The 12,763-nt window shown below is 65.9% G+C and carries 11 protein-coding genes and 2 riboswitches; of the genes, 6 read left to right on the plus strand and 5 right to left on the minus strand.

Annotated elements, in window-relative coordinates:
* Positions 1-3: 3 nt before the first annotated feature.
* Positions 4-162, minus strand: a riboswitch (cyclic di-AMP (ydaO/yuaA leader).
* Positions 163-310: 148 nt separating this feature from the next.
* Positions 311-967, minus strand: a complete 657-nt coding sequence (locus QNO03_RS10170; protein ID WP_229949208.1) for a M23 family metallopeptidase — start codon at positions 965-967, stop codon at positions 311-313.
* A 111-nt stretch (positions 968-1,078) separates the two neighbouring features.
* A riboswitch (cyclic di-AMP (ydaO/yuaA leader) is annotated at positions 1,079-1,262 on the minus strand.
* 100 nt (positions 1,263-1,362) lie between these two features.
* On the minus strand, positions 1,363-2,061 hold the full coding sequence (locus QNO03_RS10175; protein ID WP_229949205.1) for an iron-dependent transcriptional repressor DtxR: 699 nt from the start codon (positions 2,059-2,061) through the stop codon (positions 1,363-1,365).
* 220 nt (positions 2,062-2,281) lie between these two features.
* On the opposite strand from QNO03_RS10175, the gene serC reads away from it, so the two are divergent.
* Positions 2,282-3,409: a phosphoserine transaminase gene (serC, locus tag QNO03_RS10180; protein ID WP_289603204.1), complete on the plus strand. Its 1,128-nt coding sequence runs from the start codon at positions 2,282-2,284 to the stop codon at positions 3,407-3,409.
* Between the two features lie 66 nt (positions 3,410-3,475).
* Here serC and QNO03_RS10185 read toward each other — a convergent pair whose 3' ends face one another.
* From QNO03_RS10185 to QNO03_RS10195, 3 genes are read right to left on the minus strand one after another with little or no spacing between them, the layout of a single operon-like run.
* Positions 3,476-4,756 carry an MFS transporter gene (locus QNO03_RS10185; protein ID WP_289603205.1) on the minus strand — a complete coding sequence of 427 codons (1,281 nt, stop codon included), beginning with the start codon at positions 4,754-4,756 and terminating at the stop codon, positions 3,476-3,478.
* A gap of 54 nt (positions 4,757-4,810) precedes the next feature.
* Positions 4,811-5,410, minus strand: a complete 600-nt coding sequence (locus tag QNO03_RS10190; protein ID WP_289603206.1) for a DUF3027 domain-containing protein — start codon at positions 5,408-5,410, stop codon at positions 4,811-4,813.
* Positions 5,411-5,431: 21 nt separating this feature from the next.
* Positions 5,432-5,815, minus strand: coding sequence for a cold-shock protein (locus QNO03_RS10195; protein WP_229949198.1), 384 nt, complete (start codon positions 5,813-5,815; stop codon positions 5,432-5,434).
* Between the two features lie 247 nt (positions 5,816-6,062).
* Between QNO03_RS10195 and QNO03_RS10200 the strand changes: the two genes are divergently transcribed.
* The 5 genes from QNO03_RS10200 (at position 6,063) to QNO03_RS10220 (ending at position 12,760) form a co-directional block, all read left to right on the plus strand.
* A complete protein-coding gene (locus QNO03_RS10200) occupies positions 6,063-6,371 on the plus strand; it encodes a hypothetical protein (RefSeq protein WP_289603207.1) in 309 nt (102 codons plus the stop codon).
* 39 nt (positions 6,372-6,410) lie between these two features.
* Positions 6,411-8,846: a helicase-associated domain-containing protein gene (locus tag QNO03_RS10205; RefSeq protein WP_289603208.1), complete on the plus strand. Its 2,436-nt coding sequence runs from the start codon at positions 6,411-6,413 to the stop codon at positions 8,844-8,846.
* Positions 8,839-10,485 carry a DNA repair helicase XPB gene (locus tag QNO03_RS10210; RefSeq protein WP_289603209.1) on the plus strand — a complete coding sequence of 549 codons (1,647 nt, stop codon included), beginning with the start codon at positions 8,839-8,841 and terminating at the stop codon, positions 10,483-10,485. The genes QNO03_RS10205 and QNO03_RS10210 overlap by 8 nt, the downstream gene beginning before the upstream one ends.
* Positions 10,486-10,575: 90 nt before the next feature.
* On the plus strand, positions 10,576-11,289 hold the full coding sequence (locus QNO03_RS10215) for a response regulator transcription factor (RefSeq protein WP_227913521.1): 714 nt from the start codon (positions 10,576-10,578) through the stop codon (positions 11,287-11,289).
* A gap of 55 nt (positions 11,290-11,344) precedes the next feature.
* The gene (locus QNO03_RS10220; protein WP_289603210.1) at positions 11,345-12,760 is read left to right on the plus strand and encodes a sensor histidine kinase; all 1,416 of its coding nucleotides are present in this window, start codon (positions 11,345-11,347) and stop codon (positions 12,758-12,760) included.
* The last annotated feature ends 3 nt before the right edge of the window (positions 12,761-12,763 follow it).

Below are 12,763 nucleotides of genomic sequence, written 5' to 3' on the forward strand. Positions count from 1 at the left end.
AAGTTTGCCTCTCCCAATTGCCTACGAGGTGAGCTGTCGGATTCGGATGGGAGTCACCCGGTTGCCCGGCCTATGGCCTTTTGCAACTTAACCCCAAGGGTTTCTTTCGAAACCCGAAATTGGTTCCCCCGCCTCTGCCATGCGATTCTGCGAACGGACTTCAAACAGTGGCAGAGCTAGGCGATCTGTTCGAAGGTGCCCCACCTTTGCGAATCGGGCACGAGGTTGAGCGTACAGCAACAATTGAGCTATGTCACGTTCCGATCACGAAACGATATTCAAGCGGTTACAACGCTTTGATTCTAGGCAGTTACAACCAATTGAGCGGGTCCACTACTTCGCCGTTAACCATTACCTCGAAATGCAGGTGGCAACCGGTTGACGAGCCCGTGGTGCCGCTGGCTCCCACCAGGTGTCCGCGTTCAATAGCGGCACCCACAGAGACGGCAATGGTGGAAAGGTGGTTGTACGTGGTTTCGACTCCGTTGCCGTGGTCAACCACCACGCGGTATCCCCCGCCGTAGGCGTGCCAGCCGGCGAAGACCACGGTGCCGGATGCCGCAGCACTGACAGCTGTGCCGCAGACTGCGGCGAAGTCCTGCCCGTTGTGCATCTCGCCGGCAGCCCCGGTGATGGGACTGGTCCGGTGGCCGAACCCGGAGGTTTGAATCAGTCCAGTGTTCAGGGGCGTGGACAGCGTGCCCTTGGCTGCGGCTGGAACCGCGTGGGAACCGGCTGCAACCGTGACGGACGCCAGCTTGGCATCGGGGTCGAATTCGCTGCTCAGCCCGGCCCTGGCGAAGCCGATATCGGCGTTGGGGTCGGCAGAGACGGGCGCATCGGCGCCCGTGGCCTGGCGTTCAGCCGGATTGTCCGCTGCCGCAGTGGTCGGCAGCGCAGCGGTAAGGATCAGGCCCGAGGTGGCTGCGGTAATGGCAATCTTCTGGGCGGCACCGCCAACAGACACGGATTTGGTTTCTGCGCGCCGGCGGCCAGGTGCTGAGGCGTTTCGGGGTCGCAGTGGGGCGGCAGGGGCAGGCGCACGGCGCCTCCCCGAAGCAGCATGCTTCGACAAGTGTTTCCCTCTCATTGATCGCCTGCGAAGTTAGCTGTCGGATTCGAGTAGAGAAAACTCGGCCTCCGGAATAGGCGGGTATTACGCGGCTATGCAGTAATACCGCCGTCTCCCGGAAGGCTTCACCCCAAGGCAGCCTGGCTGCCGGAGAATGGGTCCTCCGCCCCTGCCTGGACGAATGTAGTGCTCCGGTCCGCTGGCAGGGCTCGGCGGACGGACCGGATAACGATGGTGGTTCAGCGTCAGGAACACACTATAGGATAAATGCCGGAAAAGTGACCATTCCGTTACCCAAGCTGTGAAACAAATACATGCGCAGCTACTTCGGCCGGCAATTCAAGGGCTCCCTCGATACCCGGAACCCGCACGGAAATGTATCCACCGACTACCTCGGCGGTCATTTGCGCTCCCGGGCGCAATCCCGCCTCGTCCAACTGGGACAAGAGTTCCGGTTCCACCTGAATGGGCTCGGCAAGCCGGACCAGCCGGAGTTTCGTTCCGGGCTCGACGGCGGCGACGGTGGCCACAAGGTTAACGACGCCGGCGTGGAAGACTTCCGCTGCAACCCCGCCGATTCCTTCAAGTCCGGGAATCGGATTGCCGTACGGCGATTCCGTGGGGTGGCCCAGCAGTTCATACAGCCGGCGTTCCACCCGCTCACTCATCACGTGTTCCCATCGGCAGGCTTCGTCATGCACATAGGCCCAGTCGAGGCCGATCACGTCGGAGAGGAGCCTTTCGGCGAGGCGGTGCTTGCGCATCACCTCGGTGGCGCGGCGGCGGCCAAACTCGGTCAGCTCCAGCCGGCGCGTCCCGGCAACCACAACAAGTCCGTCACGTTCCATGCGGCCGATGGTCTGGGACACCGTGGGCCCGGAGTGGCGGAGCCGTTCAGCGATACGGGCCCGGAGGGCGACGATGTTCTCTTCTTCCAGCTCCAGGATGGTCCTGAGATACATCTCAGTGGTGTCAATGAGATCCGTCATGACGGGCCGCTCCTATGTACGGAAGAAAAGAAGGCCAGCAGACAGCTGCCCCGGGGGTGTACGGCAACACGTTAGCCTATCGGCCGGACCGCCCGATAATTCCGCGGTGCCCGGCACATCGCGCCGTGGTGCGGGTCATATATCGTCTCCGTACGAGGGCATACGGCAGAATGGAAAGTGCATATCCGCCACCTTCGAAACACGCTTGGAGCGTCACCTCATGGGCGATACCGCCGCACTGAAAATTCCCGCCGGGCTCCTCCCGAAGGACGGCCGATTCGGTGCCGGCCCTTCAAAGGTCCGTCCGGAACAGCTGGAGGCCCTCACCCGTGCCGGGACCGGCCTCCTGGGCACCTCCCACCGGCAGGCGCCGGTGCGGAACCTGGTTGGCAGCATCCGCGAAGGCCTGTCCACCCTCTTTTCCGCTCCGGAGGGTTATGAAGTTGTCCTGGGTGTCGGCGGGTCCACCGCTTTCTGGGACATTGCATCCTTCGGCCTGGTTGAGGAGAAAGCCCAGCACCTGTCCTTCGGTGAGTTCGGCTCGAAGTTTGCCGCCGCTACCAACAAGGCTCCGTTCCTCTCCGCATCGACCATCATCACCTCCGCTCCGGGCACGCGTCCCGAGCCCTCTGCCGAAGCCGGTGTCGACGTTTATGCCTGGCCGCAGAACGAGACCTCCACCGGCGTGGCCGCTCCGGTGCGGCGGGTGGAAGGGGCCGACGCCGGATCCCTGGTCCTGATCGATGCCACCTCCGCGGCCGGCGGCCTGGACGTGGACCTCAGCCAGTCGGATGTCTATTACTTTGCGCCGCAGAAGAACTTTGCCTCCGACGGCGGCCTGTGGCTCGGGATGTTCTCGCCGGCCGCCCTCGAACGGGCTGCCCGGATCAACGCCGGTGACCGTTGGATTCCGGATTTCCTCAACCTGCAGACCGCCATCGACAACTCCCGGTTGAACCAGACCTACAACACGCCGTCGTTGTCCACCCTCGTCACGCTCAACGCGCAGGTTGAATGGCTCAATGCCAACGGCGGCCTCCCGTTCGCCACGAGCCGCACCGCCGACTCGGCGGGGCGCATCTATTCCTGGGCTGAGAACTCCCCGGTGGCCACGCCGTTTGTTACCCGTCCTGAAGACCGCTCGAACGTGATTGCCACCATCGACTTTGCCGAAGACGTCGACGCCTCGGCCATCGCCAAGACCCTGCGTGCCAACGGAGTGGTGGACGTGGAGCCCTACCGCAAGCTCGGCCGCAACCAGCTGCGGATTGCCACGTTCGTTGCCATCGAGCCAGACGACGTCAGCGCACTGCTGGACTGCATCGATTTCGTCATCGCGAATTCCTGACCCGCTCCGGTCCCCCGCTTCCGGCAGGACTGCAGGGGCCTTGGCAGTACACAGCAGGACCCGGACCTAGACGCCGTCCGGGTCCTGCTGCTTTTCCGTAACGTCCGTGGTCATGCTCAGCCGGCGCGGCAGGCTGCGGTCGTAGTGGAACCGCATTCCATACGTCCGCCAGGCCCAGACAAAGCCGATCGCGGCGGCCAGCAGTCCCGAGGCGGCGGCAACGCCGAGGCTCCAGCGGGGACCGAAGGCATTCGAAACCCAGCCCACCACGGGGGCGCCCAACGGCGTTCCGCCCATAAAGATGGCGAAGTACAGTGCCATCACCCGCCCACGCATGATCTGCGCGGTGGTGGTCTGCACATACGCATTGGCGCTGGTCATCAGGGTCAGGGCAAACAGGCCGACGGGGATCAGTGAGAGTGCGAACAAGGTCAGGGTGGGTGCCACGGCGGACAGGATGCAGGACAGGCCGAAGGCGCCGGCCGCACCGAAGACGAAGCGCAGGCGCGGCCGGTCCCGCCGGGCCGAGAGCAGCGCCCCGGAAACCGAGCCAATCGCCATCACTGAGTTGAGGACACCGAAGATCCCCGCGTCGCGGCCGAACTCGGTACGCGCCATGGCCGCTATATAAATGGCAAAATTCATGCCGAAGGTACCCACGATGAAGATCGCGAGCATGACCATGATCAGGTCCGGCCGGTGGCGCACGTAGGCAAGCCCGGCCCGGATGCGGCCCTTCCCGGGCGGTGCCTTTGGCAGGACGCGCAGCTCGGCGGAGCGCATCTTCAGCAGGGCGATCACCATGGCGCCGAACGTTACGGCGTTAAGCACAAACACGAGGCCGGGACCCACGGCCACGGTCAGGAGGCCGGCAACCGCCGGACCCACCATGCGCGCCCCGTTAAAGGAGGCGCTGTTGAGCGCGACGGCGTTGGGCAGGTCCCGCTCCGAGACTACTTCGGAGACAAAGGCCTGCCGTGCCGGCCCGTCCACTGCGGAGACAACGCCCAGCGCCAGCGCGAAAGCGTAGACATGCCACAACTCTGCATGACCGGACAACACCAGCAGGCCCAGTGCGAGGCCGAGGCCGCCCATGCTGACCTGGGTGAGCAGGAGGACCTTGCGCCGGTTGTAGGTATCCGCGATGAGCCCCGACCATGGGGCGAGGAGCAGCTGCGGCCCCAGCTGCAGCGCCATGACGATTCCCATCGCGGCTGCGTCCTGGTCGGTGAGGATGTCATAGACCAGCCAGTCCTGCGCGGTGCGCTGCATCCAGGTGCCGATATTTGAAACCAGGGCACCGATGAACCAGATCCGGTAGTTGAAGATGCGAAGGGAGCGGAACATCAGTTCAGCGCCCCCTGGGGGAATAGTGAACCTGTTGCCGGAACCGCCACGGAATTACTCGTCCTCCTGTACACCCGTCATTTCGGCGGGGCGCTGTTCCTGGGCCTGGTCGGCGTCGTCCCGGTCGGCGTCGTCCCGGTCGGCGTCGTCCCGGTCGGCGTCGTCGGCGTCGTCCCGATCAGCATCGTTATGGCCTGCGGCGGCCGCCTCCCGGGCGGCATCTTCCTGGGCCTGCTGTTCCTGTTCGGCAGCAATGTCTTCCGGCCGCAGCCGGTCTGACCAAGGCACCCACTCGGGCGCAAGCAAAGCCTCGTCGGAAGGCAGCAGTCCTACCTCACTGACCGTTACCTTCTTGCTTCGGGGCACCCGGGCCACCGTGGCATACCAGTACCATCCGCGGTAGCCGGGACGGAGCGACGTGAACCGGTGGGTCACCAGCCGCTCGGCGTCGGCCACAGCACCGACATAGTTGCCAACTTCAGCAGGGGCCACGACTTCCAGGAGTCCGGCGCGGGCTTCATCCACCGCGGCCGCGAGGACGGCGTCGGCCTTTGCCGGGCGCCGCGGGGCGCGTTTGGCCGCGGCGGGGGCGGCAGCGTCCACTGCTGCATCCGCGACGGGTTCGGAGGGCATGTCGGGAGAGGGGTTTGTCATAGTCACTTCAGCGCACGAACCTTATATATCCAGGTCATCGGCAACGGCACGCAGCACGGCGGCCACCTTGGCTGCGTGCTTCTTGTCCGGGTACCGGCCCCGGCGCAGTCCGTTGGAGATGCCGTCCAGCAATTTGATCAGGTCTTCGGTGATCACGGCCATGTCTTCCGCATCCTTGCGGGTTGCCTTGGCAACCGAGGGCGGAGCTTCGAGGATGCGGGCCGAAAGTGCCTGCGGTCCCCGCCGGCCGTCTGCCACGCCAAACTCCATGCGGGTCCCGGGTTTGACCTCAGTGACACCTGCAGGAAGGGCAGAGGCATGCAGGAAGACTTCCTGCCCATCGTCCGTGGCCAGAAAACCAAAACCCTTACCAGTGTCGAACCATTTGACCTTGCCGATGGGCACTTCGGTTACCTCGTTCTTAGTTCTGACCGCAGCAGGACACCTGCTGCGGGAATGATCGGAACCCGCGTTGGTCCGCCAGGCCCGAAGTAGTGCCGGGGGTAACTCTGGAGACGAAGTATCTGCAGAGCTGGAGTACCTCCTGAGATACTACGGGGAAGTCTGTTCCCTTTAGAATATCCCGACAAGGCAAGAGGGCTCCAAGCCATCCCCTTTGTCCCGCTGATTTCCGCTGCTAGCGTTAATCTCCATGAGCAGCGCCCCACCGGATGAGGTCCGGTCCCCCATGTCCGCCGCCCGGAAGCAGCCGGCGGAGGACCCCACACCGGACTCCCCGCCCAGCCCCCGCCCGGGAACGCTCCGCCGGGCGGCTGGCGTGCTTGCGGGTGCCCTGGCACTGTTCGGCCTGGGGACTCTCGGTGCGGTGCTGGTCCTATCCCTCCAAAGCCAGCAGGTTGCACCCTGGCTCGTGGCTGCATCCCTCTACGCGCTGCCGGCCGCATTCCTCCTGCTGGCAGGCCTGGTGATCGACGGGATCAGGCGCCGGCGCCGGGACTGATCGGTCCGTTTTCCCGCCCACTCAGGTAACGTGGTTCTGATGTCCGCGATTCGAGCTCTGGCCGACGATCTAGCAGCACGCAGTGACGACCAACTGCGTGAATTGCTCACGGCCCGGCCGGACCTCGCGCTTCCTCCGGTCCCCGATTTCCAGGCCATGGCTGCCCGTGCTTCCACCCGGGTCAGTGTCCAGCGGATCCTCGAGAAACTGACGGCACCGGAGCTTCAGGTCCTTGAAGCAGTGGATCTGACCACCAATGAGGATTCCCAGCTCAGCACCACCGCGTCATGGTTGAAAGCCGCCATCTCCGGCTCCACCATCAAATCCCTGGATGTCATCCTGGGCCATCTGCATTCCCTGGCCCTGCTCCGCCGTGCCACGCCGCACCCCGGAGCCCCAAAAGCGGACGCCTCACGCCGCTTCTACCTTCCTGTGTCCGTCCTGGGCGAGGCACTGGGGGCCTACCCCGCGGGGCTCGGCCGGCCCTATTCCACCCTGGCGGCCCAGCATCCGGAGTTCGGGCAGCGGCTGGTGGGCATTGTCGAAGGACTGCGTGCCACGGGCCTGCCGCTGGAGAAAGCCGATACCCCGGGCACGGCCGCCCATTCCCTGCATCACCTGGTTTCCGATCCGGCAGGCTGGGCAGCTCTCATGGCGGGCGCTCCCCCGCAGACCGTCGAGCTGCTACGGCGGTTCAAGTACTCCCCGGTGGGAACCATCCCGAAGAAAGCCGCCATGGGACGGGCGGTCCTGGACAATCCCAACCCCACGCCGGTGGAGTGGCTGGTAGGCCGTGGCCTCCTGGTCCCCCTGGATGCACTGCATGTGGAGCTTCCCCGCCCGGTGGGCCAGGCCTCCCGCGGGCACGTCATCGTCGCGGACTTCCAGTTGGAAGCGCCCCGGCCGGAACCCCGCAGCGTGGGCCGCAACCTGCGGGACAATGCCGCGTTCGGCGCAGTGGCGGAAACCCTGCGCCTGGTCACGGAGTTGCTGGCGCTTGCCGCGGAAAACCCGATCGGGACGCTGCGTTCCGGAGGTGTGGGCGTGCGGGAAGTGCGCCGGCTCTCGGAAGCGCTGCGGCTGGACGGCGCCACCACCTCCTGGCTGCTGGAACTGGCGGCCCTCTCCGGGTTGATCACGCTGGATGCCGCAACTTCACGCTGGGGTGCCAGCGAGGGAACCTGGCTCACGGAGAACCGTGAAGAGCAATGGCGCCGGTTGGTGGAAGCCTGGCTGGACGCAGACCGTGCACCCTCGCTGGTGGGCGCACCTCTGCCGGCAGGGGGAACGGTCAACGCGCTGGCCGCCGAGGTGTCCCGGCCGGACGCCCCCGTGGTCCGGCGCCGCGCACTGGAAACGCTTGCCCTGCTTTCCGATGTGGAGGGGGACTCCGTCAACGGAACGGTGGGAGTCTTTGAAACCGAGGATCTCATCAGCGCCTTGACCTGGCACCAGCCACGGCTGCAGCGGCGTTTCGCCCGTCTGGTCCCGGGGATCCTCAAGGAGGCAGCACAGCTGGGACTGCTCGGCGCCGGTGCGCTGACCGTCCTTGGCTCGGCTGTGGCCGCGGGCGAGTACTCCCACGCAACGTCCGTGCTGCGCGATGCCCTGCCGGCACCCCTGAACTCCTTCCTGCTGCAGGCCGACCTCACGGCAGTGGCGCCCGGATACCTGGATCCGGACGTTGCCCGGGAACTGGCACTGATTTCCACGGCGGAAGGACAGGGACCAGCTGCCACCTACCGGTTCTCGGCCGATTCCATCCGGCGGGCGCTGGATGAAGGGCTCGACGCCGACGGCATCCTCGCCTTCCTGCACCGGCATTCGGCAACGGACGTCCCCCAGCCGCTGCGCTACCTGGTGGAGGACACCGCCGCCCGGTACGGCCGGCTGCGGGTGGGTGCGGCCGGGTCTTATCTGCGCAGCGATGACGAGGCAGGGTTGAACGCCCTGCTGGCCGATCCGCGGACCGCCTCACTGGGACTGGTGCGGCTGGCCCCGACCGTGGTCGCGGCCAACGCCTCCGCGAAGGAACTCACCTTCACGCTCCGCGAGCTGGGCTATCCCCCGGCGTTGGAAGGGCCCGCACGCAAACCCGTGGGCTCCCACCGGATGGTCCCGGTGGCAGCACCCACTTCCTCCAAGACCCGGCTGAACCCCTGGGAACTGACGGACGAGGACCTGGACCGGCAGCTGGCGGCCCTGCGCGGCGGGGGTCCTGTGCCAAACGCCAGCGGCGAAAGCCAGTCCCTGGTCAGCCTGGAAACCCTGCGCAAGGCCATCCGGGCCAAGAGTTCGGTCCGCATGGGCGTGGTGGATGCACAGGGGAATCAGCGGCAGGAAATATTCGTTCCCTTGTCAGTAAGCGACGGCAGGGTCCGGGTCTACGACCCGCGCCACGACGTCGAGCGCACAGTGTCAGTACATCGGATTATGGACGTGGAAATAGTGGAGGGTAGCCCGGCACATGGTTGACGGACCGTTGATTGTCCAGAGCGATAAGACAATTCTTCTGGAGGTCGATCATGACCAGGCCACGGAGGCGCGGCATGCCATCGCGGCGTTCGCCGAACTCGAGCGCGCACCCGAACACATCCACAGCTACCGGCTGACGCCTCTGGGCCTGTGGAACGCCCGGGCCGCGGGGCTCGACGCCGAGCAGGTGCTCAACACCCTGCTCACGTATTCCCGCTTCCCGGTGCCGCACTCGCTGCTGATCGACATCGAGGAAACGATGTCCCGGTACGGCCGGCTGCGGTTGGAGAAGGACCCCCAGCACGGGCTGGTGCTGCGCACCAATGACTATCCCGTGCTCGAAGAAGTGATGCATGCCAAGAAGATCCAGCCGCTCCTGGGCCCGCGGATCGACGGCGAGACAGTGGTGGTGCAGTCCGCCATGCGCGGGCAGCTGAAACAGCTGCTGCTCAAGCTGGGCTGGCCCGCCGAAGACCTGGCCGGATACGTGGACGGCACTCCCCATCCGATCGTTCTCAATGAAGACGGCTGGGCGCTGCGCCCCTACCAGAAGCTGGCAACGGAGAACTTCTGGGCCGGTGGCTCCGGCGTCGTGGTGCTGCCCTGCGGTGCCGGCAAAACCCTGGTGGGTGCTGCGGCCATGGCCACCAGTTCCACCACCACCCTGATCCTGGTGACCAACACCGTTTCCGCCCGGCAGTGGAAGGACGAGCTGCTGAAGCGGACCTCCCTGACCGAGGACGAGATCGGGGAATACTCCGGCGCGGTGAAGGAAGTCCGCCCCGTCACCATCGCCACGTACCAGGTCCTGACGCTCAAGCGCGGCGGACTCTATCCGCACCTGGAGCTGCTGGATGCGAACGACTGGGGCCTGATCATCTATGACGAGGTGCACCTGCTCCCCGCCCCGATTTTCCGTATGACCGCGGACCTGCAGGCGCGGCGCCGCCTCGGTCTGACCGCCACCCTGGTCCGCGAGGACGGCCGTGAAGGCGAAGTGTTCTCGCTGATCGGCCCGAAGCGGTACGACGCCCCCTGGAAGGACATCGAGGCGCAGGGCTACATTGCCCCGGCTAAATGCATCGAGGTCCGGGTCGACCTGCCGCGCGACGAGCGCGTGGCCTACGCCATGGCCGAGGACGGGGACAAGTACCGCCTGTGCTCGACGTCGGACACCAAGACCGGCGTCGTCGAACAGCTGGTCCGCCGCCACGCCGGCGAGCAGACCCTGGTGATCGGGCAGTATCTTGACCAGCTGGATGAGCTCGCCGAACGGCTGGACGCACCGGTCATCAAGGGAGACACCCCGGTCAAGGAACGCCAGCGGCTCTTCAACGAATTCCGGGAAGGGGTCCTGAGCACCCTCGTGGTGTCCAAGGTTGCCAACTTCTCCATCGACCTGCCCGAGGCCTCCGTGGCCATCCAGGTTTCCGGGTCCTTCGGCTCCCGGCAGGAGGAGGCCCAGCGGCTGGGCCGGCTGCTGCGGCCCAAGGCCGACGGCAAGGCGGCGCACTTCTACACCGTGGTTGCCCGCGACACCCTGGACCAGGACTTCGCGGCCAAGCGGCAGCGGTTCCTCGCCGAGCAGGGCTATGCCTATTCCATCCTGGACGCCACCGACATCGAAAAACCGGTCTAGCCGGGTTCCCGGGCGCGTTCCCGGGACACTCCCAGAGTTCATTCTGCCCGCCTACAGACAACGTCCAGCTAAATGTAAGAAACTGGGCGGGTGAACAAATCGTCTGCACCCGAAGCACGACTCCTTGTTGTCGATGATGAGCCCAATATCCGCGAGCTGCTGTCCACCTCGCTGCGCTTTGCCGGGTTCGACGTGGTCGCCGCGGCCAACGGCCGTGAGGCGCTGGCCGCCGTCGACTCCCATAACCCGGACCTCGCGGTCCTGGACGTGATGCTCCCGGACATGGACGGCTTCACGCTCACCCGGCGCCTGCGCGCCGCCGGACAGCATTTCCCCGTGGTCTTCCTGACCGCCCGCGACGATACCGAGGACAAGGTCACCGGTCTTACCGTGGGCGGCGACGACTACGTCACCAAGCCCTTCAGCCTGGACGAGGTGGTGGCGCGCATCCGTGCCGTCCTCCGCCGCACCCAGCCGCTCGAGGACGACGACGCCGTCATCCGCGTGGATGACCTGGAGCTGGACGACGACGCCCACGAGGTCCGCCGCGGGGGCGTCACCATCGACCTGTCCCCCACCGAGTTCAAACTGCTGCGCTACCTGATGCTGAATCCCAACCGGGTGCTCTCCAAGGCCCAGATCCTGGACCACGTCTGGGAATACGACTTCAACGGCGACGCCTCCATTGTGGAGTCCTACATTTCCTACCTGCGGCGCAAGATCGACCGCAGCCCGGACGCGCCCGCGCTGATCCAGACCAAGCGCGGCGTCGGCTACCTGCTGCGTTCCTCGGAGAAGCGCTAGGACCTTGGTACGACGTTGGAAATCCGCTTCACTGCGGTCGCAGTTGGTTGCCATCATGGCGGTGCTCATGGTGGTCACGGTGACGATCACCGGCCTGGCCACCATTACCCTGCTGCGCCAGATCCTGGTGGACCGGCTGGACACGGACATTGAGGAAAACGCCTCGAATGTCTCCCGGTACCTGCTGGTCAACGAACCCAGCACCGATGCCTCCCTGTTCCGGTACTACGGCCTGTACCTGAACGAAGACGGCACGCACGGTCCGGCGACCCATTCGGAGTCGGCCGCCGACATCCCGCAGCTTGGGGATTACACCGCAGACGACGTTGCCGCCATGGGCACTGAGGGCTTTGATGTCCGCGGCACGGCCCCGACGTCCAAGGGCTGGCGGGTGCGGATTTATGACTTCGAAAACCTGCCCGGTTCCGTGGCCGTCGCCATCCCGCTCGATTCAGTCGCCGCGACGGTGGATGAAGCCGCGTCCCTGGTGTTTTCCGTGGGCCTGCTCGGCACCCTGGGGGCCACCGGAATCGCGTACTGGGCGGTGACCCGGCAGTTCCGTCCGCTGAGCCAGGTGGAGAAGACCGCCGCAGCCATTGCCGCCGGTGACCTGTCCCGGCGTGTGGAAGTGGGCAACCCCGCAACAGAGATCGGCCGCCTGTCCCGGTCCCTCAACGCCATGCTCGCGCACATTGAAACCGCGTTTGCCGCCCGTACGCAGTCCGAACGCAAGATGCGGCGCTTCGTCCAGGACGCATCCCATGAGCTGCGGACCCCGCTGGTGACCATCCGCGGGTTCTCCGAGCTTTACCGGCACGGCGCCCTGCAGCAGCCGGAAGAGATCTCCGCCGCCATGGGACGGATCGAGAGCGAAGCCAAACGCATGGGCAGGCTGGTCGAGGACCTTCTCACCCTGGCCCGGGTGGATGAGCAGCGGCCGCTCGAATACGAGCCGGTGGACCTGATGATCCTGGGCAACGACGCCGCGCTGGACGCCCGGGCAAGTGCACCGGACCGTGACATCAAGGTGGTGGGGCTGGACGGCCACGCACCGCAGAGCGCGCCGGCCATGGGCGACGAGGCCCGGCTGCGGCAGGTCGTGGCCAACCTCATGACCAATGCGCTGCGTTACACCCCCGCCGGTTCCCCCATCGAAGTGGCCGTCGGGGTGGCCCCTGTCATCCACGACCGGATGGATGCGGTGCTGGAGGTACGCGACCACGGCCCCGGAATTTCCGAGGACGACGCCGCACGGGTCTTCGAGCGCTTCTACCGTGCGGATTCCTCCCGGTACCGGGAGACCGGCGGCACGGGCCTTGGACTGGCCATTGTGGCGGCCCTGGTGGCACAGCACGACGGCACGGTGCGCCTTGCGGAGACGGAGGGCGGCGGCGCCACCCTCGCTATCCGGCTGCCCTACCGGGCGCCGGAACAGTTCCCCGAGCGTCCGGACGACGGCGACGACAGCTGAGCC

It is taken from the genome of Arthrobacter sp. zg-Y877 (assembly GCF_030373105.1).
Taxonomy (GTDB): domain Bacteria; phylum Actinomycetota; class Actinomycetes; order Actinomycetales; family Micrococcaceae; genus Arthrobacter_B.